Below are 24850 nucleotides of genomic sequence, written 5' to 3' on the forward strand. Positions count from 1 at the left end.
GAAAACAACGATACCGCGGATTTGTGGTTGAAGAACCTAGAGAGGCAACGCGCGCAGGCGCATATCAAGGAGATCGACCATGAAGTTGTTCGGAAAACTGTTGTGGACTGGCGCACTGTCGGCGATGGTGGCACTGAGCGCGTCGGCGCTTGCCGATACGAAGCCGACGCTGAAGATCGGCTACGTCGAAGGCTGGGACGACAGCGTTGCCACGTCGAACGTCGCGGCCCGCGTCATCGAGAAGAAGCTCGGCTACCAGGTCAAGCTCGTGCCGGTCGCGGCCGGCATCATGTGGCAGGGCGTCGCGCGCGGCGATCTCGACGCGACGCTGTCCGCGTGGCTGCCGGTCACGCACGGCTCGTACTGGGATGAGTACAAGACCAAGGTCGTCGACCTCGGTGCGAATTTCGCTGATGCGAAGATCGGCCTGATCGTGCCGGACTATGTGAAGGCGAAGAGCATCGACGACCTGAACGCGGAGAAGGGCAGTTTCGGCGGCCGGATCGTCGGCATCGACGCGGGTGCCGGCGTGATGCGCAAGACCGACGAAGCGATCAAGAGCTACGGGCTGAGCTACACGCTGATGCCGAGCTCGGGCAGCGCGATGACGGCCGAGCTGTCGCGTTCGGTCAGCGCGAACAAGCCGGTCATCGTGACCGGCTGGGCGCCGCACTGGATGTTCGCGAAGTGGAAGCTGCGCTTCCTCGAGGATCCGAAGAAGGTGTTCGGCGGCGCCGAGCACGTCGACAGCGTCGCGAATCCGGGCCTCGAAACGAAGGCCAAGCCGGTCGTCGCGTTCCTGAAGAAATTCCAGTGGAAGCCGGGTGAAATCGACAGCGTGATGCTGGCGATCCAGAACGGCTCGAAGCCTGAAGCGGCCGCCGACGCGTGGATCGCGGCGCATGCCGACCGCGTGAATGCGTGGACGGAAGGCGCGCAGTAAGCACTAAATATTCGTCATACGAAGCACCATAAAAATACGCCGGGAATGGCATGCAGGAATCCGAAATAATCGCGGTTTCATGTGGCCATATCCCGGTTTTCTTTTACTGATTCTGCAAAAAAGTGCTTAAGTTGTTACACTACGGCCCTTGTGCGGAGTCATCTGCTTTGCATCGGACCAGAGTAAGCGCTGAAGCGCTAACACTGATCGAGAGGAGGAATTGGATGAGTCAAGCAGGACTGCGTGCGAACAGCACCAGTGACGTTGAGGCAACCATCTCACATGATTCGACGGGCCACACGCTGCATCGTGGCCTGACTTGGAAAGACGCATTCTGGGTAACGAGCGGCGTGCCGGCAGGCGTGCTGTTCACGATCGGCGGCGTATGCGCGACGATCGGCCAGCCCGCGTGGGCGATCTGGATCGCCGCGATCACGATGGGGCTGATCCAAAGCGCGACTTATGCGGAAATATCGGGGCTATTTCCTCATAAATCGGGCGGCGCGTCGGTGTATGGCGCGATCGGCTGGGTGCGTTACAGCAAGCTGATTGCTCCGGTTTCCGTGTGGTGCAACTGGCTTGCGTGGTCGCCGATGCTTGCGCTCGGCTGCGGCCTCGCGGCGAGCTACGCGCTCACGAGCCTCTTCCCCGCCGACGCGGCGGTGCTGCACTGGCAGCTCAAGGTTGCGGATCTCGGGTTCATCAAGCCCGGTCTTTCCCTGCGGATCAACGCGACGTTCATCATTGCGACGATCCTGCTTCTCATCACGTTCAAGCTTCAGCACAGCGGTGCATCGAAGGCTGCGCGCACGCAGCGCATCCTCGGTATCGCGTCGCTCACGCCGCTGTTGATCGTCGGCATCGTGCCGTTCGTCACGGGCGACGTGCCGATGTCGAACCTGCTCCCGCTGCTGCCGCTCGGCCACGACGCGCACGGCAACCTCACGGCCGCGACCTTCGGCTCGTGGAACGGGCAGGGCGTGACGATGGCGCTCGGCGCGATGTTCATGGCCGGGTGGGCGTCGTACGGTTTCGAGACCGCCGTCTGCTACACGCGCGAATTCCGCGATCCACGCCGCGATACCGCGAAGGCGATCTTCTGGTCGGGTGCGCTGTGTCTCGTCGTGATGACGCTCGTGCCGCTGGCGTTCCAGGGCGCGCTCGGTACGCAGGCGATGCTCGATCCCGCGATCGGCGACGGCACCGGCGTCGCGGCCGCGATGGCGAAGATCGTCGGCGGCGGCGCGTGGGTTGCGAACGCGGTGGTCGTGATGCTGATGCTGTCGATCCTGCTGATCGTGATGACGTCGATGATGGGCTCGTCGCGCACGCTGTACCAGGCATCGGTCGACGGCTGGCTGCCGAAGTACCTGTCGCACGTGAACGAGCACGGCTCGCCCACGCGCGCGATGTGGACCGATCTCGGCTTCAACCTCGTGTTGCTGATGATGTCGGACTACATGACGGTGCTGTCGATCTCGAACGTCTGCTACATGCTGTTCGTATTCCTGAATCTTCAGTCGGGCTGGATCCACCGGATGGATCGCGGCAACTGGGATCGTCCGTTCCGTTGCCCGACGTGGCTGCTGGTCGGCGGCGCGATCTGCGGTTATGCGAACCTCGTGTATGTCGGCGCGGGTGCGAACCTGCAGGGCGAAGGCACGCTGCGTAATGGCCTGATCGCGATGCTGCTGATCGTGCCGGTGTTTCTCTATCGGCACTACTGGCAGGACCGCGGCCGGTTCCCCGAGCAGATGCAGCGCGACATGGAGCTCGAGGTGCCGAAGCGCAGCATGTGGTTGAATCTGATGCCTTATGCGGCGCTGATCGGGGCGGGGCTGACGATCTGGCTGTCGTATTACTTTGCGTGGGTGAAGTGACGAAGTAATGCGCGTATCGCCGCGCGCGATGGTCCCGGAAACCGCACACGGGGCCGTCGCGTGAAGCGTCAGACGCAATGCGATTGCAAAATGGCCCGACCGGTACGCCGGTCGGGCCATTTTTCGTTTTCTTCGCGCTCGAACGAATGCGCCGCGCTGTTACGAAAACACCACCGTCCGATCCCCGTTCAAAAACACCCGCCGCTCGATAAACGCCTTCACCGCACGCGCGAGCGTGATGCTTTCGACATCACGCCCCACCGCGAGCAGCTGCTCCGGCCGCAGCGCGTGATCCACACGCTCGACGACCTGCTCGATGATCGGGCCTTCGTCGAGATCGTCGGTGACGAAGTGCGCGGTCGCGCCGATCAGCTTCACGCCGCGCGCATGCGCCTGGTGATATGGCTTCGCACCCTTGAAGCCGGGCAGGAACGAATGATGGATGTTGATCGCGCGGTTCGCGAGCTTCGCGCTCGTCTCCTGCGACAGCACCTGCATGTAGCGCGCGAGGATCACGAGTTCTGCGTCGCTCGATTCGAAGAAGTCGAGCCACTGCGCTTCCTGCTGCGCCTTCGTGTCGGCCGTGATCGGGAAGTGCCGGAACGGCAGCCCGTGCTGCGCGGCCATCGGCTCGAAATCGGGGTGGTTCGACACGATGCCGACGATGTCCATCTTCAGTTCGCCCATCCGCCAGCGGAACAGCAGGTCCGCGAGGCAGTGCTCGAGCTTCGACACCATGATCAGCACCTTCGGCCGCGCGTTCACGTCGTGAATCGCCCATTGCATGTCGCCGCCCAGACCGGCCGCGATCGGCGCGAATTCCTGGCGCAGCGCGTCGATCTGCAGCGTTTCATCCGTCGGATGAAAGACGCAGCGCACGAAGAAGCGGTTGCTGAGATCGTCGTCGAACACGTTCAGCGCATCGACATAGCAGCGATGGCGATCGAGAAAGCCGACGACGGCGGCGACCTGGCCGGCCGCGCTCGCGCACGACAGTGTCAGGACGAATTGATCGGGGCGGTGCTCGGCGGTCATGAGAATCCTCGGATGGCATGGGGCGCACGGCCGTGCGGCAGCGCACCAAAGCGCCACGCCGCGCGGGTTGCGGGAGACTCAAGTAAATCAGGACGATTTTGGGGAGGATAGAACCAACGCGCCGTGTGGCTGGTATCGGTGCGCCAGCGCGCGGGGGCGGGCTTGGGCCGTCACGCGCTCGCGCTTGCGCACGCGTCGAGCAGCCAGCGCCGGAACACGTGGGTCGCGTCCGGCTCGGGCCGCTGCGGCGGCCGCACCAGGAAGTAGCCGCGCGACGTGACGACGGGCGCGTCGACGAGCTTCACGAGCTGGCCGGACGCGACGAGCTCGTCGACGAGCGGCGACCAGCCGAGCGCGACGCCTTCGCCGAGCAGCGCCGCGTGGATCACGAGCGCATAGCTGTTGAAGGTCACGCCGCGCGCGGCGGCCGCCGTGTCGAGGCCGTGCGCGTCGAACCAGCCCGACCACGACAGCCAGCGCTCGGGGCGCGTCGGCTGCACGTGCAGCAGCGGCAGCGCGAGCAGTTGGTCGGCCCGCGCGACGTGCGAGTGCGCGTCGCGGAACGCGGGCGAGCATACGGGCGTGACGGATTCCGGAAAGAGCCGCGCGGCCGTGCACGACGGCCAGTGGCCGTCGCCGAACAGGATCGCGATGTCGCCGTGGTCGCGCTGCGCGTCGTAATCCTGTGACGTGACGACGCGTACGTCGACGTCCGGCATCACGCGCTTCAGGCCGGCCAGGCGCGGCATCAGCCAGTAGGTCGCGAAGCCGAAGTCGGTGACGATCGTGAGCGCGCCGTGCTCGCGGCGCGCGCGCAGCGTCGCAGTGGCGCCGCGCAGCGTGTCGAGGCTCAGCCGCACGGCTTCGTACAGGCACTGGCCGTCGGCCGTCAGCGTGACGCCGCGCGGGCTGCGCTCGAACAGCGGCACACCGAGTTCGGCCTCGAGCTGGAACACCTGCTGGCTCACGGCCGGCTGCGTCGAGCCGAGCTCGCGCGCGGCGGCCGTGAAGCTCGCGAGCCGGGCGGCCGATTCGAACGCGCGCAGCGCCTGCATCGACGGTAACGGTTCGGATTTCGACATAAGTCCTTCTAATGGCCCCATAAGGGCAGGACGCCTTCCCACCCGAATTCGGGCGGGCGATAGTGCATCGGACGGTACGGTACACGCGCTTCACGGCCGCCGCGCCAGGCCTTTCCGCGATTCTAGCCAGTCGCGACAGGCATGCGCGGCACTTTCTTCGGGTCGCCTCCGTCATGCCGGACGTCTCGCTGCCAAAGCGGCGCGCCGTTCCATTCGAACACCGTTTTCCCCACGACCGCCGATGACGAACCCGACACCCAACATCCTGATCCTGATGGCCGACCAGCTCACGCCGTTCGCGCTGCCGGCGTACGGCAACCGCGTCGCGCGCACGCCGACGCTTGACCGGCTCGCCGCGCAAGGCGTGGTGTTCGACGCCGCGTATTGCGCGAGCCCGCTGTGTGCGCCGTCGCGTTTCTCGCTGCTGACCGGCAAGCTGCCGTCGGGGATCGGCGCCTACGATAACGCCGCCGAATTGCCGGCGCAAACGCTGACGTTCGCGCACTACCTGCGCGCGGGCGGCTACCGGACGATGCTGTCCGGCAAGATGCATTTCTGCGGGCCCGACCAGTTGCACGGCTTCGAGGAGCGGCTCACGACCGACATCTATCCGGCCGATTTCGGCTGGGTGCCCGACTGGGACAGCCCGACCGAGCGGCCGAGCTGGTATCACAACATGAGCTCGGTGCTGGACGCGGGCCCGTGCGTGCGCACGAACCAGCTCGATTTCGACGACGAAGTCACGTTCGCCGCGAAGCAGAAGCTGTACGACGTCGCGCGCGAACGCGCGGCCGGGCACGACGCGCGGCCGTTCTGCATGGTCGTGTCGCTGACCCATCCGCACGACCCGTATGCGATCACGCGCGAATACTGGGATCTGTACCGCGACGACGAGATCGACATGCCGGCCGTGCGGCTCGATGCGGCGGACAGCGACCCGCATTCGCAGCGGCTGCGCTTCGTCTGCGAGAACGACCGCACGCCGCCGACCGACGCGCAGATCCGCGCCGCGCGCCGCGCGTACTACGGCGCAACCTCCTACGTCGACGCGCAGTTCGGCAGCGTGCTCGCCGCGCTCGAGCAGTGCGGGTTCGCCGACGACACGATCGTGATCGTCACGTCCGACCACGGCGACATGCTCGGCGAGCGCGGGCTCTGGTACAAGATGACGTTCTTCGAAGGCGGCTGCCGCGTGCCGCTGATCGTCCATGCGCCGGGCCGCTTCGGCGCCGCGCGCGTGCGCGGGCCGGTGTCGCACGTCGACCTGCTGCCGACGCTCGTCGACCTGGCCGGCGCCGCGCCCGCCGGCGGCTGGCCGGACCCGGTCGACGGCGCGAGCCTCGTGCCGCACCTGCAAGGCACGCCCGCGCACGATGTCGCGCTCGGCGAATACCTCGCGGAAGGCGCGGTCGCGCCGGTCGTGATGATCCGCCGCGGCGACTGGAAATACGTGCATTGCCCGGCCGATCCCGACCAGCTCTACAACCTCGCCGACGATCCGCGCGAGCTGACGAACCTGGCCGGCTCGCCGGAAGCCGCCGGCGTGCTCGCGGCGTTCCGTGTAGAAGCCGCGCAGCGCTGGAACCTGCCCGAACTCGACCGGCAGGTGCGCGCGAGCCAGCGGCGCCGGCGCTTCCATTACGCGGCGGCGATGCAGGGCCGCATCCACGCGTGGGACTGGCAGCCGTTCACCGACGCGAGCCAGCGTTACATGCGCAATCACATCGAACTCGACACGCTCGAGGCGATGGCGCGCTTTCCGCGGGTCGGGCGCTGAGCGTCCCGCATCGCGATCATTGACGAACGACGGAGGAAGCTGGCGATGGAACGGCAATGCAATGCAGCAATCCGGATCGGCGCGGCGCTCGCCGCGGCCGCCTGCGTGATGACGGCGCAGGGCGCGCATGCGGCCGACCCGCAGACGTGCAGCGACGTGAAGATGGCGGCGCCCGGCTGGACCGACATCGACGCGACGAACGCGATGGCGGGCGTCGTGCTGAAGGCGCTCGGCTACCGGCAGGACGTGGCGAACCTGTCGGTGCCGATCACGTACCAGGGGCTCAAGAAAGGGCAGGTCGACGTGTTTCTCGGCAACTGGATGCCCGCACAGGCGCCGCTCGTGAAGCCGTTCGTCGACGAGAAATCGATCGACGTGCTGCACGCGAACCTGAGCGGCGCGAAGTTCACGCTTGCGGTGCCCGACTACGTCGCGGCCGCGGGCGTGCACACGTTCGCCGATCTCGCGCGCCATGCCGACCGCTTCGGCGGCAAGATCTACGGGATCGAGCCCGGCGCGCCCGCGAACCAGAACATCAAGCGGATGCTGTCCGACCACGCGCTCGGTACGGCGAACTGGTCGCTCGTCGAATCGAGCGAGACGGGCATGCTCACGCAGGTCGAGCGCGCGGTGCGCGACAAGCGCTGGATCGTGTTTCTTGCGTGGGAGCCGCATTTGATGAACACGAAGTTCCATCTGACCTACCTGTCGGGCGGCGACGCGTATTTCGGCCCGAACTACGGCGGCGCGACGGTCAACACGGTCACGCGCGCCGGGTTTGCCGGCCAGTGCGGGAACCTCGCGCGGCTGTTCCGGCAGATGACATTCTCCGTCGACGTCGAGAACCGGATGATCGCCGACATGCTCGACCACAAGACGTCGCCCGCGCTCGCGGCGCAGCACGCGCTGAAGGCCGACCCGGCGCTGGTCGCCGGCTGGCTGGACGGCGTGACGACGGCCGCCGGCGCACCGGGCCTGCCGGCCGTGCGCGCAGCCCTCGACGGCCGTTGACCCCGCCTCCGGGCGGCCGGTTTTTGCCGTGCCGCCCGTCTACGTGTTTTCCCGACCGGTCGCATCGTGACCATTTAGTGTCGCCTTCAGACGGGTGACGTGAAATATGGGTTTGTATTTTTCGGCAATGGCTGCGTTATTGCGGAAAACGAAATGCCGAAGCCAGCAGGCGTACTGAATTCGAATCCACCGGCGTATCGCGGCACGCGCCGGGACGAGATTCTTTCCATCGAACGGTTCAGGGAGGGTGGTCGATAATGAAGCACACGAAAGTCGCCGTAGCCGCCGCGCTTGCATGCGCGGCCTGTATTCCCGCCATCGGCCATGCGCAGAGCAGCGTGACGCTGTACGGGATTCTCGACGCGGGCATCACGTATGTGAACAACACCGGCGGCTCGCACGTGGTCAAGTTCGACGACGGCGTCTCATACGGGAACCGCTTCGGCCTGAAGGGCACGGAAGACCTGGGCGGCGGCCTGAAGGCCGTGTTCGCCCTCGAGAGCGGCTTCCACCTCGGCAACGGGCAGCTCGGCTTCGGCGGCGCCGAGTTCGGCCGGCAGGCGTATGTCGGCCTGCAGAACGACTGGGGCACGCTGTCGTTCGGCAACCAGCTCGACATCACGAACGAACTCGTGTCGATCTACAACATCTCGGCGTGGGGCAGCGGTTATGCGATCCACCAGGGCGACTTCGACCGCTTCAACGGCGACCGCCTGCCGAATTCGGTGAAGTTCCTGTCGAACGACCTCAGCGGCTTCAAGTTCGGCGCGATGTACTCGTTCGGCAACGTCGCGGGCAACTTCCACCGCAACAGCGCATGGAGCGCGGGCGCGAGCTTCACGAAGGGCGACTTCTCGATCGGCGCCGCGTACACGCGCCTGAACAACCCGAACGGCATCTACGCGTTCGACCCGTACGCGATGATCGGCACGCACACGTTCCTCGGCCAGCAGACCGTCACCGTCGATCCGGCGACCGGCGCGCGCACCGACCTGTTCGCGAACACGCCGATGGACGTCGACAGCCAGGGCACGTTCGGCATCGGCTCGAGCTACACGATCGGCAAGCTGACGCTCGACGCCAACTTCTCGTACACGACGATCAAGGGTTTCGGCCAGTCGTCGCACATGCAGGTGTATGAAGGCGGCGGCTTGTACCAGTTCACGCCGGCGCTGAGCCTGATCGCGGGCTACCAGCACACGCGCTTCGAAGGCCATCACTGGAACCAGGGCACGGCGGGCCTGCACTACCTGCTGTCGAAGCGCACCGACGTGTATATCTCCGGCGATTACCTGCGCGCGTCGCACGGCGTCGATGCGGTGGTCGGCTACAGCTTCACGCCGTCGACGACGCAGACGCAGGCCGACGTGCGGATCGGGATGCGGCATTCGTTCTGAGCGGGGTGGTTTGGGTAGTGACGTCTTCAGCGAGGTCTCTCTTTGGCGCGAACTGCGGTTCGCGCTTTTTTTTTGTTTATTCGGGGATTTCCGGGGGTGTTGCTGTTCGATCCGTTGCGGACCTTCGACCTTCCCCAAAGCGGCCGGTCAACGTGCGCGGCTAGATTGGTTTTTGGTTGGCAAGCAGCGCTGATGACTCATCAAACCACCTGAGGAACTTATCGATAGCGTCCGCGGCGGCGGGTATCGATGCGTGCAAGGGCAGAACCGTGTCGGAGCCGCGTCGCAGAACAAGAATCTCCGCTGGTTGCGCCGGCGGGCAGAAAATGAAAGCCTTGCCTTCCCGGTCGAATTGTTCGCCCCAATTCGTCAAAAAATTGAAGGCACCATATTTTTCCCAATCACGCTCGCATTCGAAGACGGTTCGATCGTCGTCTTCAAGCAATTCGTCGCCTTGAGCCCCATACAGCAGTCGATCAAGACGATCAATTAACTGTTCGTCGCTCAGGCCGTCCAGATCACTTCGCCAAAGATTTGGAAGGGCCGCCACGAGCTGTTTGAATCCGAGATATGCAGGATACAAAGAACATCGAGGATTAGAAAAATCGCCTATCGACGTATTTGCGCACCATACTTGCATTCGCCCGTATACGGCGGAAGGCGGGACCAGACCAGGTTCGATCATGGCTTCGATGGCAAACTCAGATTTTGAACCGAACAACATCGATCAATGTCCGTGGTCTAAATGGCGGCGTTTTGTGATGGATCGCGCTCATTGTCCGCGATTCAGACAACGATGTCGAACGTCTGCTCCTGACCGACCTCTGTCTTTACCGATCCCCTTGACCGCCCGTGGCTCTTCTAAACGATGACAGTCGCTCGGGGCCAGCGTTCCTTGTATCTTTTTTGTTCGACCCGCCGATGATAGGTATCAATGCTGACGCGTGCTGGATTGCGTCGCACAACCATGGAAAAAAGGTCGTCGAGTCCGTATGGTGCGCAGACATCAATCGTCCCGTCACTGAGCAAAGTCAGCCCTACCGCCGTCGTGTACTCTGGCCACGACGCAATGGCTTCGGCCAGCGAGCTGAAAGGGGGTACTGGGTGCCCAAACGCGTTCTCGAACCAGAGATGAACAGCGGCCTGATTTGTGACTTCCCATGGAATTTCCGGATGCTGCGCCGTGAGGCAGTATTGGATTTCAGCGTCGCGAGTCGACGACAAATCTGACGGATCGAAGTAGGCAACATCGACGTCGGCTAAGCGCGTCGGAGTCTCATATCCGTGAAGCGAGTCCCAGACCAGATTACGAATTGCCCCAGCGCCAATACACCAGGATTTCAGGCCTATTCCACGTGCAGCCGACAGCGCAGACATACACCAGGATGACTGTCGTGCTATTTCGACTAACCTTTCATGAGGGGGCATCGCGGGTTTACCTGCCCTGAACGAGCTGAACTGCTGAGATTGTCACCAATTCCGGCCGCGCCGTCGAGTGATCGAAATTGGCCGCGCCCTGACGCCGGGGCATGTAACGGTCGCGAGCTCCCGTTGTCCATGCGCAGCCTCCCGATCATGAAGCGTAGCCATACCGGGGAGCCTCTTTCCGTTTGGCCTGGTGGGTTCGGAAAGTCAGCGGACAAGCTATCCGAAAACCCGAGCCCATACCGCCCGAAGGCGTCGCGCGCGGTCTTCGAAGAGATATGAGGCTGCCAGCGTCAAGAGACCTGAAATTGCACCCGTCACGATGTGCTCGACATAGGGGATACGGTAGTGACTCGTGTGCGAGTAGGCATCGCCCAACGTTGTCAGGATGCCAACGACCAGCGCATTGCCGTATCGATGAGCGTAGAGTTTCGCCGCAGGCGTGAAAGTCAAAAGTACAGCCAGGAGTCCAGTAAACAGACCTGTCTGAAGTGCAATAGTCCAGTGGGCAAGGCTCATGATATTGCCCCAGCTCCCCGGCATGCAGGTCATGCACGCACTGGTCGGCTGCCAGAAACGCTGGATAAATAGTCTGACGCGGTGCTTCCACTCGGTTGACATGATGCATTCCCATCAATGCCGTCGTCACGGCCGACGCCACCGCGCGTATCGTTGAAGCAGTTTCCAAACCCTTTAACGAGCTTGCCGCCCTCGTCACGGATGGGTTGGCTGTGCGCAGTAGAGGCCGAGCAACAACTTGGACATGGGGAAATACTACTCCACGATCAGACGGCCGCTGTTTCGACCGAGGCCGGAACTCAACGCTTGCGTCTATCGGTGCGGGGTGGGGCGGCTGCGCCGGCGTAGTGCGCTCCTGCCTCGGCCGATCGAACGGCCGGTTTACCGTGATTGACATATCATCGCGATTTGGCCGCGTCTGCGCTGTCCAGCCGACCGTCTCCACGCCGGGGACCGATATCGCGTCGCGATGGGTAAGTCGTTGCGCAAGCACGCACATGCGCAGGCAGCCGCTCGTTGAGCGGTTGCGTCACGCACCGCCGATCGCCGAGACCCCGATGACCGCTCACTTACCCGAACCCGCGCCTCCATTCCCGTTACCCGCCAACCTGTTCCGTCACGCCCCATTCCAGCGCTTCTGGGGCACACGCGTGATGTCGTCCCTGGCCTTCCAGATCCTGTCGGTCGCGATCGGCTGGTACGTGTATGCGCTCACGCACAGCGCGTTCGCGCTCGGACTCGTCGGCCTCGCGCAGTTCGTGCCGATGTTCGCGCTGACGCTCGTCGTCGGGCAGGTGGCCGACCGCTACGACCGGCGGCGCATCGCGACGATTTGCCAGGGCGTCGAGGCGCTGGCCGCCGGCGTGTTCCTGCTCGGCGCCGCACAAGGGTGGCTGACCGCGCCGGCCGTGTATGCGCTCGCGGCGATCGTCGGCACGGCCCGCGCGTTCGAGTCGCCGTCGGTGTCGTCGCTGCTGCCGGCCGTCGTGCCGCGCACCGACTTGCCGCGCGCGACTGCGCTGTCGACGTCCGCGAACCAGGCCGCGCAGATCCTCGGTCCCGCGTTCGGCGGGCTGCTCTACGGTGTCGGTGCGCCCGTCGCATTCGGCACGAGCGTCGTGGCATTCGCGATCGCGGCGGTGCTGAGCGGCACGATCCCGCTGCGCAGCGCGCCGCCTGCACGCGAGCCGGTCACGCTGCGCTCGGTGTTTTCGGGGATCGCGTTCATCCGGCGCGAACCGGCGATCCTCGGTGCACTATCGCTCGACCTGTTCGCGGTGCTGTTCGGCGGCGCGACTGCGCTGCTGCCGATCTACGCGCGCGACATCCTGCAGGTCGGCCCGTGGGGGCTCGGCGCGCTGCGCGCGGCGCCCGCGGTCGGTGCACTCGCGGGCACGCTGTGGCTCACGCGCTTTCCGCTGAAAGGGCGGCCGGGCCGCGCGATGTTCGGCGGCGTGATCGCGTTCGGCATCGCGACGATCGTGTTCGGGCTGTCGCGGCACTTCGCGCTGTCGCTCGTTGCGCTGGCCGCGCTCGGCGCATCGGACGTGGTCAGCGTCGTCGTGCGCCTGTCGCTCGTGCAGCTTCGTACACCCGACGACATGCTCGGGCGCGTGAGCGCGGTCAATTCGCTGTTCATCGGCACGTCGAACCAGCTCGGCGAATTCGAATCGGGCGTGACGGCCGCATGGTGGGGCGCGCCGACGGCAATCGTCGTCGGCGGTGCCGCGACGATTGCCGTCGCGCTCGCGTGGATGCGGCTGTTTCCTCAGCTCACGAACATGAAGTCGCTCGAGCGCGACGTGTGATGGGCGTCACGCGTCCTGCGTCACGCGCACGGCCGTGCCGTAGCAGATGACTTCCGTGACGCCCGACCCGATCTCGGTCGAGTCGTAGCGCATCGCGACGACCGCATTCGCGCCGAGCTTGCGTGCATCGGCGAGCATCTTGTCGAACGCCTGCTGGCGCGCTTTCTCGCACAGCGACGTGTAGAGCGTGATGTTGCCGCCGAAGATCGTCTGCAGCGAAGCGCCGAACGAGCCGACGATCGAGCGCGAACGCACGATGATGCCCTGTGCGACGCCGAGCGAGCGAACGGTCGTGTGGCCGGGCAGGTCGAATGCGGTCGTGACGCGAGCGGGCGACAGATCGTCGATGAAGCGGGTGGTGTCGGTCATGGCTGGAAGCGTGTAGCGGAGTGGCAGAGTGACGATTCTATCCGGATGAGCGTGCGTTCCAGGTTCGATCGAGTCAATCGCGCGGCACGTGTTGCGTCACGAAGCCTCCGTGGGGGGCGCGGTGGCTTCGGGCGTGCGTCTCTACGGGACGCTGGGCGAGGTGGTCCGATCAAGGTTGTCCGGGAGGAAGCGCGTGCGAACCGCGAGCACACGCTTCCTTCGTGTCCGGATAGACGAACGACGCGGCCGCTCGCCGTCAGGGCTTCGCGACTACGGAGCCATCCCCGCCAAGATCAACCGCATAAGCCAGCGCCAGCTTGCCGAACTTCAGCGCATGATTCGCCTGGCGGTCCGAGTTCTCCAGCGTGTCGTTCACGGTATGGATATACGGACTGTCGTTCTGGTCGGCCTCGAACGGGAACGACGCCGGATAGCCCTGCGCATTCCACGACGCATGATCCGAGCACGCATACCCGCACTGCGACGTGCCGATCGCGAGTTCCGGCAGGTAGGTCTTCGCCAGATTCGTCAGGTAGGTGTTCTGCGACGCGTTCGTGTAGTCGGTGATCAGATAGATATCCTTCGGATCGCCCTTGTAGTTCGTCATGTCGAGCTGCAAAACACCGACCACGTTCGCACTCTGCGTGCGGAACTGCTTCGCGATCGCCTTCGAGCCGAGCAGGCCGGCTTCTTCTGCCGCGTACCCGACGAACTTGATCGTCCGCTTCGGCCGGTAGTTGTTCGCGAGCAGCACGCGCAGCGCTTCGGTGAGGCTCGCGATGCCTGATGCGTCGTCGTCCGCGCCGGGCGAGCGCGTGTTCTCCGTCGTGCGGCCGACGGTCGAATCGAGGTGGCCGCCCAGCACGACGGTGCCCGCGGCCGGATCGCTGCCGCGGATCGTCAGGATCACGGATTTCTGCGGAAAGCCCGTGTGCGCGAACTGCTCGACGGTGATATCGGCGCGCGCGCCCGCCAGTTGCTTCCACTGCAGCGCGAGCCAGTCCGACGCGGCAACGCCGTGCGACGTCGTGTAGTAGCGGTTCGTGAAGCCCGACAGCGACGTGATCGTGCCGACGATGTTGCTGGCCTGCAGTTGCTGGATCCAGGTGCCGATCTGCGGTGCGTTCGACACCTTGTACGCGGGTGCCGCGGCCTGCTTCGCGAGCGCCGGCGGCAACGGCTGCAGCGACTGGCGCGCTTCGTCGAACGAGTCGTGCACGACATAACCGGGCCCGTGGCCGCGCGTGTGGTGGACGGAATGGGCCAGTTCGCCGAGCCGTGAATCGTCGATCTCGACGACGTGAATGGTTTCGCGGCGCGCGGCGCCGTCGGCCGTCTTGCCGGCATCGACCGTCGTGCTGTACTGCGCGGTTGCGCTTGCGTCGATGCGTTGAAGCTGGCGGAACGCCGCATCGCCGAGCGTGATCCAGACGGGTGTCGCATGCGCGGCGACGGTCAACAGCATGCCGCCCAGCGCGGCGCTCAGATGAGTCAGTTTCAGAGTAGGCATGTTCGATCTCGCGAGGGTAACGATGTCGAGGATGAGGGCGCGTCGCAGGTCGTGCGATGCGCCACCGCCTGCTGCGGAATTACGATTTCTGCGGCACGGTCACGCCGTACGTGCAGCTCTTGTTGTACGCATTGCCGATCGCCGTGAGTTGCGCGCTGCTGTAGCCGAGCGCGGCCGCGGCCGTCAGCACGGCCTGCGCGGCGGCCTTCTGGTTGGTCGAGCTGTTGGTCATCGACAGCCCCTTCAGGAACGCCTTGTCCATCGCCTGCGCGCCGATCGCGTCGCGCGCGACGAGGTTGCACGATGCCCAGTACTGGCCGGCCGTGTGGATCTCGGCACCGCGCGCCTGCGCATAGGTGCGCCCGACGTTCCAGTTGGTCACGCGGCCGCCCCAGAATTCGTTGTGGCCGTCCCAGTTGTAGACCCAGTGGTACTGCGCGTCGGTCGGGCTCCACTGGTTGAAGTCGCGGCTGTACGCAGCGGCGAGATAGTCGCCGGTGCCTTCGGACAGCCCCTCTTGTTGCGACAGGCCGCCGTTGGTCACCCAGTCGTGGATGCCGTGGCCGAGTTCGTGGATCACGACGTCCGCATCTTCCGCATCGTCGACGCCGCCTTGCCCGAAGGTCAGCCGGCCGCTGCTCGACGAGTACGACGAGTTGTCGTCGCCCGATTCGCCGTGCGGGTCGTACTGCACGCCGCCTGTGTACTGGTACGGCAATGCCTTGATCCCGAGCGTCTGGTTCACGTAGCGCAGGAACGTATCGATGTGGTAGTACACGTTCACAGCCTCGAAATACAGGTTGCCGCGCGTGAACTCGAACGCGGGCGTCGACTGCAGCGGGCACGCGTTGTCGCGCGGCGCATCGAAATCGACGCACGCCGCATACGGGCCCAACAGCGCGTAGCGCGCGCCCGACTGCCCGAGATCCTTCAGCGTCACGCGCACGCGCGCGGCCGTGAGCTGGGTCGAATCGGCGTCGCTGCTGTCCTTGTAGCCGGTGCTGCCGTAGCTGCTTTTCGTTGGCGACAGCGGATCCGGGCGGAACACGAAGCCCGTGCCGTCGGTGGCATAGAACGCCTTGTCCTCGGCGCGCAGCACTTCACCGCTGCCCGAGTCGATCAGCAGTTCCCAGTCGCCCTTCGGGCCGTCCTGCGGGCGGCCGCGCACCTTCCATGCGGTGTGCGTGCCAGCCTTGTCGACGAACGCGACGAGCTGCGCGTCGAGATTCGTGAAGCCGCTCACGCCGAGATACGCGCGCGCACGGTCGAGCGCCTGCTGCTGGTCGACGGCCTGCGACTTGCGCGACGTCGCGACCACGCCGTTGATCGTGTTGCTCGCGACGTACAGGATGCGGCCGTCCTTCGCGACCGTCACCGCGATGTCGCTGCCGTACACGGGCAGCCCGGCGGCCTGCTGCTGCAGGCGCACGACGGTGAAGTCGGCATCGTTGCGCTCCGACGTGACGACGAGGCTCGCGAGCGCGGCCGCGTCGAGCCCGAGCTGCGTCGCCTGCGTTGCGACGAAGTCGCGCGCGGTTGCAGCGGGCGTGGCGGCGGCCTTCTTCACGCGATACGCGGGGTTGTACAGCGTGACGGCGACGCCGTCCGCGCGGAACTGCCCGGCGGCCGTATCGGCTTTCGCGGCGGGCGGCGCGACGCCGCGCGTCAGGCTTTCGCGCAGGCTCGCGGCCTGCGGATTCGAGACCTTCGTATCGGCTGCTGTGCCGCCGACGATGCCGAAACCGAGCGCAAGGCCCAGGGCGAGCGGCAATGCTTTGCGTGATGTCTGCATACGTGATCCTCATCTCAACGGTTGGACACGCCCGCGCACTCGTGGCGCGCAGGCACGACACGGCCCGCGCGCCGGCTCGATGGAACCGGTGCGGCGAAGCGGTGTTGGGAGCGTCGACTGACTAAGGAAACCTAAATGTCAGGTCGAGAAGAAACAGGCGGGAGCGGGGGCGAGGAAGCGAACGGCAGGCAGGTGCGGCGACGGCGAAGCGAGCATCGTCATGTCAGACCCCTCGGATCGATACTGATATCGGTTGGATATCGGCCGGCAGCCTTGCGCGGATCGACATGCGTCGAATCCAGTCTCTCGTCTCGTTAGGCTGCCTATCTAATTGCGAGGTATGTTACAGAATATTTTCGGTGACATTGCAAATTATTTTCGACGATCGCTTCGGTCCGTCGATCGATCGCCGGCATTGTTCAGCGAGCGGCGGGAAACGCCGCCGGAACGCGCAATTCCGCGCGGGATTGTGATTAAAATCCGCGACGATCAGCGCGTCGCGCGCCGGTCGCTGCGTGGGCTCAAGCCGAACCGCGCGCGATACGTGCGCGAGAAATGCGACGGCGATTCGAACCCGCACGCGACGCACACTGACGTGATGCTCATGTCGGTCTGCTGCAGCAGTTCGCGAGCACGATCGAGGCGCAGGTTCAGGTAGAAATGCGTCGGCGTGTCGTTCAGCGTCGCGCTGAACAGCCGTTCGAGCTGGCGTCGCGTGATCGATACGTCCTGCGCGAGCGCGTCGGAGCCGAGCGGATTTTCCATGTGCTGCTGCATCGTGCCGATCACCTGGATCAGCTTGCGGTTGTGCACGCCGTAGCGCGCGGCGATCTCGAGCCGCTGGCTGTCCGAGCGCTGCCGGATGCGGCTGACAACGAACTGCTCGGAGATCGCGGCCGCGAGATCGGCGCCGTGCCGGCGCCCGATCAGGTCGAGCATCATGTCGATCGACGCGGTGCCGCCGGCGCACGTGATGCGCCGGTCGTCGATCTCGAACAGCTCCTGCGTCGCGTTCAGGCCGGGATAGCGTTCGCGGAACGCGGCCAGCGCTTCCCAGTGCAGCGTCAGCGGCTGCGACGCGTCGAACAGCCCGGCTTCCGCGAGCACGAAGCTGCCCGTGTCGATGCCGCCGAGCGTCGCGCCGTGCCGGTGCTGGCGGCGCAGCCAGTCGCCGATTGCGCGCGTGTAGCACACGAGCGGATCGAAGCCCGCGACGACGAACACCGTATCGACCTGCGCGACGTCCGCGCACGCGGCTTCGGCGGCGACGGGGATGCCGTTGCTCGCGGCGACCGGCGCACCGTCGGCGCTGATCACATGCCAGCGGTAGAGCTCGGTGCGGAAGCGGTTCGCGACGCGCAGCGGCTCGACCGCGGACATGAAGCCGAGCGCGGAGAAGCCGGGCAGCAACAGGAAGTGGAAATCCTCGGGCATCGGGGCAGGGGATGGAATCCGGTGGTCGTCGCACATCGCACGGGATTGCGAACGGACGGGCACATGCCGCGGCCGGCTCGCAGGCGCCGAACGGTCAGCGGAAGATTATCGCGGGTTTTGCCCGTCTTCAGCGCGTTTTTGCAGCGCGCACCGACCGGCGCGCGGTGGTCGAAGGCAGTTCGCCGAATTGCGCCTTGTACGCGTTCGCGAAATGGCCGAGATGGATGAAGCCCCAGCGCGCGGCCACGTCGCTGATCGGCAGGTCGGCCTGACGTGTGTCGAGCAGCATCCGCCGCACCTGCGACAGGCGCAGCGAGCGTACATAGTGCAGCGGGCTGGTCTGTACGACCGACTGAAAGCTGTTCTGCATCGTGCGCCGGCTCACGCGCAACTGCGCGCACAGGCTCAGCACGTCGACGGGCGCTTCCGGGTGGTCGATCACGTAGTCGTGCACGCGGCGCACGATGTCGGCGCGGCACGCGTGCGTGAGCCGGTTCGACGGCTCGGGCATCCGGTACGTGAGGAGATCGACGAGCATGTTGCCGATCTCGCCGCGCAGTTCGCGTTGCGCGCGCATGTCGCCGAACGTGTCGGGCGACGACAGCACGCGTTCGAGTTGCGTCGCGATCTGCACGCTTGCGCGCATCAGCACGGCCGTCGGCAAGTCGACGACGCCGCGCCGCAGCGTCGCTGCGTCGAGCCGGACATCGGCCGCATCTTCGACCTGTTGCAGCAGCTCGGCGTCGACGACGACACCGATCAGCGACATGTCGTCCGGCGAATGCAGTTCGAACGGCGCACCGCCGCGCGCCATCACCATCGTGCCGCGTTCGATGCGCGCGCCGCCGAACGCGAATGCGCCCGAGCCGGTGAGCGGCATGCCGAACACCGTGTGACCGGGCGGCAACTGTCCACGCTGGATGATGCGCACGTTCGCGGCTTCCTGGAACAACTCGATGCCGTCGAGCACGGCGTGCTTGACCACGCTGCGATACGCGCCCGAACCGATCTGGTCGTAGCGCTGGTTCCAGCCGCGCAGCGCGTCGGCATGCCGGTCCGCGTCGTCGAACATCTCGTGAAACACGAACACAGCGCCTCCAGGGGTGTCGATCAGGACCGCGGAAGATTAAACCGACCGAGCGGTCGGCGCAATAAGGTCGAGCGCTATTCCGCGCGTATTCGTCAGAGGGTCGGAAGCCGCGTGCGCGCGCGGCTTTCAGGCGCATTTCCAATATCCCGAATCGGCACGCACGCGTTGCCGGTCCTGGTGCTGACCGGATTTTTTGTCGAACTACAGTCGCCCCACATCAAGTGAATCCCCAACTGGAGGCGACATGAGGACAACGCGACGAACCGCGGCGCTCGCGGTGACGCTGGCGTTCGCGGCGGCATGGGGCGGCAGCACATGCGCGACGGAAAAACCCGAGGAGCTGGTCGTGCAGAAGATGCCGCCGTGGCATCCGCACGAGGTCTATATCGTCGACATCTCGATGCCGTCGATGACCGACGGGCGCATCTACGTGTACGACGCCGACGCGAAGAAGCTGCTCGGCCAGATCGACGGCGGCTTCGGCCCCGGCTTCGCGATTTCGCCCGACCACAAGACGAGCTTCGTCGCGACGACCTACTTCTCGCGCGGCTCGCACGGCACGCGTACCGACGTCGTCGAGATGACCGACAACACGACACTCGATCACGCGGGCGAGATCGTGATTCCGCCGAAACACGGGCAGCATGTGCCGTCGCCGTACAACACTGCGTTCAGCACCGACGGCAAGCGGCTGTATGTCGCGAACATCACGCCGGCCGCGTCGGTGACGGTGATCGACGCCGTATCGAAGAAGGTGCTGTCGGAGATCGACACGGCCGCGTGCGTGCTCGCTTATCCGTCGGGGAACGACCGCTTCACCGCGCTGTGCGAAAGCGGCAAGGCGCTGACCGTCACGCTCGATGCGAGCGGCAAGGAAACGAAGCGCACGATGTCCGATGCGTTCATCGATGTCGACAAGGATCCGGCGTTCGTGAACGCGTCGCCGTACAACGGTACCTATCTGTTCACGACGTACGGCGGCAACGTGCGCAGCGCCGATTTCAGCGGCGACAAGCCGGCGTTCGGCAAGTCGTGGCCGTTGCTGACGGATGCCGAGCGCGCCGAAGGCTGGCGTCCGGGCGGCATGCAGCAAACGGCCGTGCAGGCGAAGCAGAACCGCTACTACGTGCTGATGCACAAGGGCGGCGACGGCTCGCACAAGGATCCCGGCACGCAGGTGTGGGTATACGACCTGAAGTCGAAGCAGCGTGTCGCGCGCTGGGATCTCGCGCAGCAGAAGATCGATCCGCTCGTGTCGATCCAGGTCAGCGAGGACGACAAGCCGCTGTTCTACGGGCTGACGGCGACGTCCGACCTCGTCGTGATGGACGCGCATACCGGCAAGCTGCGCAACGTAGAGAAGCAGATCGGCAATACGTCGACGCTGCTCGTCAACCCGTGAGGCCGCGATGACTCTCGATCCCGTACTCGCCACCAGCGCGCAGGCCGGCGCGGCCGTCGTCGTGCTGCTGGGCGCGTTCGCGAAGATGCGCCGGCCCGCCGCGTTCCGCCACGCGCTTGCCGGCTACCGTCTGCTGCCCGACACGCTGACCGCGCCTGTCGCGTTCGCGATTCCGCTTGCGGAAGCCGTCTGCGCCGCGGCACTGCTGTTTCCCGATACGCGCGTGGCCGGCGCGATCGGCCTGATCGCGTTGCTCGTGGTTTTCTCCGCCGGGCTTGCGATCAACCTGCTGCGCGGCCACACCGACATCGACTGCGGCTGTTCCGGTTTCACCGCTGCGCGCGCGGATGCGCCGCGCGGCATCGGCTGGCTGCATGTCGGCCGCGTGCTGCTGCTCGCCGCGCTGGCCGCAACCGCGCTCGTCGCGCCGCGCACGCGCGCGGTCGTGTGGTTCGACTACCTGACGCTGTTCTTCTCCGTATTGCTGATCGTCTGCGCGCTGCTCACCGTCGACGTGCTGCTCGCCAACGTACCGCGTCTTTCCCACCTGAGGAATTCATGATGCAAACCGCTCTCACCGTTTCCACCGCACTGCTGTGGGTTGCTGTTCTCGCGCTCGGCGCGATCTGCCTCGCGCTGGTGCGCCAGATCGGCATCCTGTACGAACGCATCATGCCGGCCGGTGCGCTGATGATCGACAAGGGGCCGGCGGTCGGCGCGATCGCGCCGACGTTCGAGCTGACCGACATTCGCGGCTCGCAGGTGAAGGTCGGCGGCATCGATGCATCGGGCAAGGCGACGCTGCTGTTCTTCCTGTCGCCGACGTGCCCGGTCTGCAAGAAGCTGCTGCCGCTGCTGCCGTCGCTGCAGGCGAGCGAATCGACGCCGGTGAACATCGTGCTCGCGAGCGACGGCGATGTCGAAGAGCACGCGCGCTTCGCGCAGAAGCACGACCTCGGGCGCTTCCCGTACGTGCTGTCGCAGGAGCTCGGCCTCGCATACCAGATCGGCAAGTTGCCGTATGCGGTGCTGCTCGACGAAACCGGCACGGTGCGCGCGAAGGGGCTCGTCAACACGCGCGAGCATCTCGAGAGCCTGTTCGAGGCGAAGGAGCGCGGCGTCGCGTCGCTGCAGCAGTTCGTGCATGGCGATCACAGCCACGACGCCCACGCGCAGCACGCATGACCGGCCGAACCTCTTTCAACGTCATTGGAGAACAACGACATGGGCCTGTTTGATTCATGGTTCGAGCGATCGGCGCGCGGCGTCGCGCAGCACAGTTCGCGGCGCAGCGCGATGGCGAAGCTCGGCAAGGTGCTGGTGGGATCGGCGATGCTGCCGCTGCTGCCCGTCGATCGCACCGCGTATGCGGCCGATGTGGCGTCGGGCGCATCTGCTGCGTCCGGTGGCGCGGCTGCCTCGGGGGCCAGCGACGACCCGATGAGCTGCGACTACTGGAAGTATTGCGCGATCGACGGCTGGCTTTGCAGCTGCTGCGGCGGCACGTCGAGCAGTTGCCCGCCGGGCACGACGCCTTCGCCGATCACGTGGATCGGCACTTGCCGCAACCCGCACGACGGTTCGGATTACATCGTGTCGTACAACGACTGCTGCGGCAAGACGTCGTGCGGCAAGTGCTTCTGCAATCGCAACGAGCGCGAGAAGCCGCTGTACAAGCTGTCGTTGAACAACGACATCAACTGGTGCATGGCGAACGGTAATTCGAATTACCACTGTTCGGTTTCGGTTCTGCTCGGAGCGGCAAAGCAATGAAAGTGAGGCACGCTGGAAAAATCGTCGTCGCGTGCGTGGCGACCATTGCGGCAATCGCGTTGCCGGGCATCGCCGGCGCGCAGCAGGCCGTGCATTACCCGGCCGGCAAGAGCCTGTTCGACGCGCAGTGCACGGTGTGCCACCAAGCGGGCGGCAAGGGGCAGGACGGCCTCGCGCCGCCGCTGACCGAGTATCCGGGCAAGTACGCGGCGGCCGAAGCCGGGCGTGCGCAACTGGTCGCGACGTTGCTGCACGGAATGTTCGGCGAGATCAAGGTGCACGACAAGAGCTACAACTTCAAGATGCCGTCGTTTGCGAGCGCGAGCGACGACGATATCGCGCGCGTGCTCAACTACGTCGTGTTCGACCTCGATGCACGGCAAGGCAACGCGAATCCGTTCACCGCGGCCGAGATCCGTGCGGCGCGTGCGAAGGAGATGGACGGCACGGCCGTTCATGCGCAACGCGCCGTGGTGGTCAAGGGGCTGGGCCTGTGAACGTCGCCTGGGCATCGCGCGTTGGCGAGCCGATGCAGCACGCACGGCGCACGTCGAAGGCGGCATCTCGGGTCGGCGGCTTGTCGCATCGCATGTCGTCGCTGTTGCTGCTTGTCGTCGCTGTCGCATGCGTGACCGCTGCGCCCGCGCATGCAGACGGTGCGGCCGACGCGGCGCTCGCGCGGCAGCACTGGGTGCTCAACTGCATGGGCTGCCACACGGCGACGGGCGGCGGCATTCCCGGCAAGGTTCCTCCGCTCGCGAACTCGCTCGGCTATTTCACGCATCTGCCGGCCGGGCGCGAATACGTGATGCGCGTGCCCGGCGCGTCGAACTCGGCGCTGTCGGATCAGGATCTGGCCGACGTACTCAACTGGGTGCTCACGACGATGAACCGCGATGCGCTGCCGCGCGACTTCAAGCCCTATACGGCCGCCGAAGTCGCCGCGCACCGCCGGCCTGCTTTTTCCGACGTCGCGACCGTGCGCGCCGGCCTCGTCCGCGCGTTGCAGGAACGCGGGATCGACGGCGTCACGGATCGCTACTGATCGACTCAATCAAGAAATCGAGGAGTGAACATGGAGACGAACGAAACATTCCCGTTGCTCGACGCAACCCGCGCGTTTCTCGCGAAGCCGAAGAAGATGTTGATCGGTGCCGAGTGGACCGACGCCGCGTCGGGCCGGCAGATCGACGTCGTGAACCCGGCCGACGGCACCGTGATCGCACGCGTTCCCGAAGCGGACGAACGCGACGTGCAGCAGGCCGTTGCCGCCGCGCGGCGCGCATTCGACGCGGGGCCGTGGCGCACCGCGAAGACCACCGACCGCGAGCGCCTGCTGCTCGAGCTCGCCGACCTGATCGAAGCCAATGCGCGCGAACTTGCCGAAATCGAATCGCTCGACAACGGCAAGCCGGTGATGGTCGCGCAAGGGCTCGACGTCGCGATGGCAGCGCAGTGCTTTCGCTACATGGCCGGCTGGGCGACGAAGATCGAAGGCAGCGTGATCGATGCGGGCATGCCGTACATGCCGGACAGCGAAGTCTTCACCTATACGCGCAAGGAGCCCGTCGGCGTCGTTGGCGCAATCATTCCGTGGAATTTCCCGCTGTTGATGGCGGCATGGAAGATCGCTCCCGCACTCGCAACCGGTTGCACCATCGTGCTGAAGCCCGCGGAAGATACGCCGCTGAGCGCGTTGCGGCTCGGTGAATTGATTCAGCAGGCCGGTTTCCCGGACGGCGTCGTCAATATCGTCACCGGTTACGGCCATACCGCCGGCGCCGCATTGTCGCGCGATCCGCGCATCGACAAGATCGCGTTCACCGGCTCGACGCAAACGGGCAAGACGATCGGCCACGCGGCGCTCGACAACATGACGCGGATGTCGCTCGAACTCGGCGGCAAGTCGCCGGTGATCGTGCTGCCCGACGTCGATCTCGACAAGGCCGCGCTGGGCGTTGCGAACGCGATCTTCTTCAACCAGGGGCAGGTGTGCACGGCCGGTTCGCGCGCATACATCCATGCGAAGGTGTTCGACGGCCTGATCGAACGCGTCGCGAAGATCGCCGCGAGCCTGAAGATCGGCCCGGGGATGGACCCGTCGACGCAGATCGGCCCGCTCGTATCGGCGAAGCAGCGCGAGCGCGTGTGCGGCTATATCGATTCGGGGTTCGAAGAAGGCGCACGCGCTGCCGCGGGCGGCCGTGCGATCGATGGCCCCGGCTTCTTCGTCGAGCCGACCGTGCTGGTCGATACGACGCAGGCGATGCGCGTCGTGCGCGAGGAGATCTTCGGGCCGGTGCTCGTCGCGATGCCGTTCGACGATGTCGACACGGCCGTGCGGCTCGCGAACGACACGCCGTATGGTCTCGGCGCGAGCATCTGGTCGAACGACCTTTCCGCGATTCACAAGCTCATCCCGCGTATTGCAGCCGGCACGGTGTGGGTCAACTGCCATTCGCTGCTCGACAACGCGATGCCGTTCGGCGGGATGAAGCAGTCGGGTTTCGGCCGTGAACTCGGTCGCGCGGTGATCGACCAGTACACGGAAAGCAAGTCGGTGATGATGAACTACGCGTAAGCGCAGATGCGAGCGTTGCCGG

Annotated in this window: 23 protein-coding genes; 13 read left to right on the forward strand and 10 right to left on the reverse strand. The window is 65.5% G+C overall.

The genetic code is table 11. The features are described from left to right. Nucleotides 1–79 precede the first annotated feature (79 nt). Together KVT39_RS22835 and KVT39_RS22840 are read left to right on the forward strand one after the other, a co-directional pair. Nucleotides 80–943: a glycine betaine ABC transporter substrate-binding protein gene (locus KVT39_RS22835; RefSeq protein ID WP_034180741.1), complete on the forward strand. Its 864-nt coding sequence runs from the start codon at nucleotides 80–82 to the stop codon at nucleotides 941–943. A gap of 224 nt (nucleotides 944–1167) precedes the next feature. Beyond that, nucleotides 1168–2823, forward strand: coding sequence for an APC family permease (locus KVT39_RS22840; RefSeq protein WP_217590257.1), 1656 nt, complete (start codon nucleotides 1168–1170; stop codon nucleotides 2821–2823). A 159-nt stretch (nucleotides 2824–2982) separates the two neighbouring features. Here KVT39_RS22840 and purU read toward each other — a convergent pair whose 3' ends face one another. Further along, on the reverse strand, nucleotides 2983–3858 hold the full coding sequence (purU, locus tag KVT39_RS22845) for a formyltetrahydrofolate deformylase (protein WP_217590258.1): 876 nt from the start codon (nucleotides 3856–3858) through the stop codon (nucleotides 2983–2985). Nucleotides 3859–4028: 170 nt separating this feature from the next. Beyond that, on the reverse strand, nucleotides 4029–4940 hold the full coding sequence (locus tag KVT39_RS22850; protein ID WP_105391697.1) for a LysR family transcriptional regulator: 912 nt from the start codon (nucleotides 4938–4940) through the stop codon (nucleotides 4029–4031). A gap of 241 nt (nucleotides 4941–5181) precedes the next feature. Here KVT39_RS22850 and betC point away from each other — a divergent pair, with 241 nt between their 5' ends. The 3 genes from betC to KVT39_RS22865 all read left to right on the forward strand — a co-directional run bounded on the left by betC (nucleotide 5182) and on the right by KVT39_RS22865 (nucleotide 9125). Continuing rightward, nucleotides 5182–6717, forward strand: a complete 1536-nt coding sequence (gene betC, locus KVT39_RS22855; RefSeq protein ID WP_217590259.1) for a choline-sulfatase — start codon at nucleotides 5182–5184, stop codon at nucleotides 6715–6717. 45 nt (nucleotides 6718–6762) lie between these two features. Then, the gene (gene choX, locus KVT39_RS22860; protein WP_034180736.1) at nucleotides 6763–7728 is read left to right on the forward strand and encodes a choline ABC transporter substrate-binding protein; all 966 of its coding nucleotides are present in this window, start codon (nucleotides 6763–6765) and stop codon (nucleotides 7726–7728) included. Between the two features lie 257 nt (nucleotides 7729–7985). Beyond that, a complete protein-coding gene (locus KVT39_RS22865) occupies nucleotides 7986–9125 on the forward strand; it encodes a porin (protein ID WP_034180735.1) in 1140 nt (379 codons plus the stop codon). Nucleotides 9126–9285: 160 nt separating this feature from the next. Here KVT39_RS22865 and KVT39_RS22870 read toward each other — a convergent pair whose 3' ends face one another. From KVT39_RS22870 to KVT39_RS22880, 3 genes are all read right to left on the reverse strand, one after another. Continuing rightward, complete coding sequence (locus KVT39_RS22870; protein ID WP_217590260.1) at nucleotides 9286–9849, reverse strand: hypothetical protein; 564 nt, start codon at nucleotides 9847–9849, stop codon at nucleotides 9286–9288. A 137-nt stretch (nucleotides 9850–9986) separates the two neighbouring features. After that, nucleotides 9987–10502 carry a nucleotidyltransferase family protein gene (locus KVT39_RS22875; protein ID WP_244099520.1) on the reverse strand — a complete coding sequence of 172 codons (516 nt, stop codon included), beginning with the start codon at nucleotides 10500–10502 and terminating at the stop codon, nucleotides 9987–9989. A 267-nt stretch (nucleotides 10503–10769) separates the two neighbouring features. After that, the gene (locus KVT39_RS22880) at nucleotides 10770–11171 is read right to left on the reverse strand and encodes a hypothetical protein (protein ID WP_217590261.1); all 402 of its coding nucleotides are present in this window, start codon (nucleotides 11169–11171) and stop codon (nucleotides 10770–10772) included. Nucleotides 11172–11626: 455 nt separating this feature from the next. Here KVT39_RS22880 and KVT39_RS22885 point away from each other — a divergent pair, with 455 nt between their 5' ends. Next, nucleotides 11627–12877, forward strand: a complete 1251-nt coding sequence (locus KVT39_RS22885) for an MFS transporter (protein ID WP_217590262.1) — start codon at nucleotides 11627–11629, stop codon at nucleotides 12875–12877. Between the two features lie 6 nt (nucleotides 12878–12883). Here the strand turns inward: KVT39_RS22885 and KVT39_RS22890 are convergent, their stop codons facing one another. The 5 genes from KVT39_RS22890 to KVT39_RS22910 all read right to left on the reverse strand — a co-directional run bounded on the left by KVT39_RS22890 (nucleotide 12884) and on the right by KVT39_RS22910 (nucleotide 19072). Next, the gene (locus KVT39_RS22890) at nucleotides 12884–13246 is read right to left on the reverse strand and encodes a YbjQ family protein (RefSeq protein ID WP_217590263.1); all 363 of its coding nucleotides are present in this window, start codon (nucleotides 13244–13246) and stop codon (nucleotides 12884–12886) included. Between the two features lie 256 nt (nucleotides 13247–13502). Continuing rightward, nucleotides 13503–14756, reverse strand: coding sequence for a M20/M25/M40 family metallo-hydrolase (locus KVT39_RS22895; protein WP_217590264.1), 1254 nt, complete (start codon nucleotides 14754–14756; stop codon nucleotides 13503–13505). A gap of 79 nt (nucleotides 14757–14835) precedes the next feature. Next, nucleotides 14836–16548: a M36 family metallopeptidase gene (locus KVT39_RS22900; RefSeq protein WP_217590265.1), complete on the reverse strand. Its 1713-nt coding sequence runs from the start codon at nucleotides 16546–16548 to the stop codon at nucleotides 14836–14838. 489 nt (nucleotides 16549–17037) lie between these two features. After that, nucleotides 17038–17982: a GlxA family transcriptional regulator gene (locus tag KVT39_RS22905; RefSeq protein ID WP_034180728.1), complete on the reverse strand. Its 945-nt coding sequence runs from the start codon at nucleotides 17980–17982 to the stop codon at nucleotides 17038–17040. Between the two features lie 127 nt (nucleotides 17983–18109). Further along, nucleotides 18110–19072, reverse strand: a complete 963-nt coding sequence (locus tag KVT39_RS22910; protein ID WP_034180727.1) for a helix-turn-helix domain-containing protein — start codon at nucleotides 19070–19072, stop codon at nucleotides 18110–18112. Between the two features lie 244 nt (nucleotides 19073–19316). On the opposite strand from KVT39_RS22910, the gene KVT39_RS22915 reads away from it, so the two are divergent. The 7 genes from KVT39_RS22915 to KVT39_RS22945 are packed head-to-tail and all read left to right on the forward strand — an operon-like array spanning nucleotide 19317 to nucleotide 24828. Continuing rightward, entirely contained in the window at nucleotides 19317–20474 is a 1158-nt protein-coding gene (locus tag KVT39_RS22915) for an amine dehydrogenase large subunit (protein ID WP_217590266.1), read from the forward strand. A 7-nt stretch (nucleotides 20475–20481) separates the two neighbouring features. Beyond that, the gene (locus KVT39_RS22920) at nucleotides 20482–21036 is read left to right on the forward strand and encodes a MauE/DoxX family redox-associated membrane protein (protein WP_217590267.1); all 555 of its coding nucleotides are present in this window, start codon (nucleotides 20482–20484) and stop codon (nucleotides 21034–21036) included. After that, nucleotides 21033–21659, forward strand: a complete 627-nt coding sequence (gene mauD, locus KVT39_RS22925; protein ID WP_034180724.1) for a methylamine dehydrogenase accessory protein MauD — start codon at nucleotides 21033–21035, stop codon at nucleotides 21657–21659. The genes KVT39_RS22920 and mauD overlap by 4 nt, the downstream gene beginning before the upstream one ends. 39 nt (nucleotides 21660–21698) lie before the next feature. After that, nucleotides 21699–22247, forward strand: a complete 549-nt coding sequence (locus KVT39_RS22930) for a methylamine dehydrogenase light chain (protein ID WP_175747141.1) — start codon at nucleotides 21699–21701, stop codon at nucleotides 22245–22247. After that, nucleotides 22244–22744, forward strand: coding sequence for a cytochrome c (locus tag KVT39_RS22935; RefSeq protein ID WP_175747142.1), 501 nt, complete (start codon nucleotides 22244–22246; stop codon nucleotides 22742–22744). The genes KVT39_RS22930 and KVT39_RS22935 overlap by 4 nt, the downstream gene beginning before the upstream one ends. 32 nt (nucleotides 22745–22776) lie before the next feature. Continuing rightward, entirely contained in the window at nucleotides 22777–23292 is a 516-nt protein-coding gene (locus KVT39_RS22940) for a cytochrome c (RefSeq protein WP_131948282.1), read from the forward strand. Between the two features lie 30 nt (nucleotides 23293–23322). Next, nucleotides 23323–24828: an aldehyde dehydrogenase family protein gene (locus KVT39_RS22945; RefSeq protein WP_217590268.1), complete on the forward strand. Its 1506-nt coding sequence runs from the start codon at nucleotides 23323–23325 to the stop codon at nucleotides 24826–24828. Nucleotides 24829–24850 lie beyond the last annotated feature (22 nt).

Source organism: Burkholderia sp. GbtcB21, assembly GCF_019091065.1.
GTDB classification, from domain to species: domain Bacteria; phylum Pseudomonadota; class Gammaproteobacteria; order Burkholderiales; family Burkholderiaceae; genus Burkholderia; species Burkholderia pyrrocinia_C.

What these genes read in the sequence shown, in the direction of transcription:
- KVT39_RS22835 (WP_034180741.1), top strand. Translation starts at nt 80, where the DNA reads ATGAAGTTGTTCGGAAAACTGTTGTGGACTGGCGCACTGTCGGCGATG.
- KVT39_RS22840 (WP_217590257.1), top strand. Translation starts at nt 1,168, where the DNA reads ATGAGTCAAGCAGGACTGCGTGCGAACAGCACCAGTGACGTTGAGGCA.
- purU (WP_217590258.1), bottom strand. Translation starts at nt 3,858, where the DNA reads ATGACCGCCGAGCACCGCCCCGATCAATTCGTCCTGACACTGTCGTGC.
- KVT39_RS22850 (WP_105391697.1), bottom strand. Translation starts at nt 4,940, where the DNA reads ATGTCGAAATCCGAACCGTTACCGTCGATGCAGGCGCTGCGCGCGTTC.
- betC (WP_217590259.1), top strand. Translation starts at nt 5,182, where the DNA reads ATGACGAACCCGACACCCAACATCCTGATCCTGATGGCCGACCAGCTC.
- choX (WP_034180736.1), top strand. Translation starts at nt 6,763, where the DNA reads ATGGAACGGCAATGCAATGCAGCAATCCGGATCGGCGCGGCGCTCGCC.
- KVT39_RS22865 (WP_034180735.1), top strand. Translation starts at nt 7,986, where the DNA reads ATGAAGCACACGAAAGTCGCCGTAGCCGCCGCGCTTGCATGCGCGGCC.
- KVT39_RS22870 (WP_217590260.1), bottom strand. Translation starts at nt 9,849, where the DNA reads ATGTTGTTCGGTTCAAAATCTGAGTTTGCCATCGAAGCCATGATCGAA.
- KVT39_RS22875 (WP_244099520.1), bottom strand. Translation starts at nt 10,502, where the DNA reads ATGTCTGCGCTGTCGGCTGCACGTGGAATAGGCCTGAAATCCTGGTGT.
- KVT39_RS22880 (WP_217590261.1), bottom strand. Translation starts at nt 11,171, where the DNA reads ATGTCAACCGAGTGGAAGCACCGCGTCAGACTATTTATCCAGCGTTTC.
- KVT39_RS22885 (WP_217590262.1), top strand. Translation starts at nt 11,627, where the DNA reads ATGACCGCTCACTTACCCGAACCCGCGCCTCCATTCCCGTTACCCGCC.
- KVT39_RS22890 (WP_217590263.1), bottom strand. Translation starts at nt 13,246, where the DNA reads ATGACCGACACCACCCGCTTCATCGACGATCTGTCGCCCGCTCGCGTC.
- KVT39_RS22895 (WP_217590264.1), bottom strand. Translation starts at nt 14,756, where the DNA reads ATGCCTACTCTGAAACTGACTCATCTGAGCGCCGCGCTGGGCGGCATG.
- KVT39_RS22900 (WP_217590265.1), bottom strand. Translation starts at nt 16,548, where the DNA reads ATGCAGACATCACGCAAAGCATTGCCGCTCGCCCTGGGCCTTGCGCTC.
- KVT39_RS22905 (WP_034180728.1), bottom strand. Translation starts at nt 17,982, where the DNA reads ATGCCCGAGGATTTCCACTTCCTGTTGCTGCCCGGCTTCTCCGCGCTC.
- KVT39_RS22915 (WP_217590266.1), top strand. Translation starts at nt 19,317, where the DNA reads ATGAGGACAACGCGACGAACCGCGGCGCTCGCGGTGACGCTGGCGTTC.
- KVT39_RS22920 (WP_217590267.1), top strand. Translation starts at nt 20,482, where the DNA reads ATGACTCTCGATCCCGTACTCGCCACCAGCGCGCAGGCCGGCGCGGCC.
- mauD (WP_034180724.1), top strand. Translation starts at nt 21,033, where the DNA reads ATGATGCAAACCGCTCTCACCGTTTCCACCGCACTGCTGTGGGTTGCT.
- KVT39_RS22930 (WP_175747141.1), top strand. Translation starts at nt 21,699, where the DNA reads ATGGGCCTGTTTGATTCATGGTTCGAGCGATCGGCGCGCGGCGTCGCG.
- KVT39_RS22935 (WP_175747142.1), top strand. Translation starts at nt 22,244, where the DNA reads ATGAAAGTGAGGCACGCTGGAAAAATCGTCGTCGCGTGCGTGGCGACC.
- KVT39_RS22940 (WP_131948282.1), top strand. Translation starts at nt 22,777, where the DNA reads ATGCAGCACGCACGGCGCACGTCGAAGGCGGCATCTCGGGTCGGCGGC.
- KVT39_RS22945 (WP_217590268.1), top strand. Translation starts at nt 23,323, where the DNA reads ATGGAGACGAACGAAACATTCCCGTTGCTCGACGCAACCCGCGCGTTT.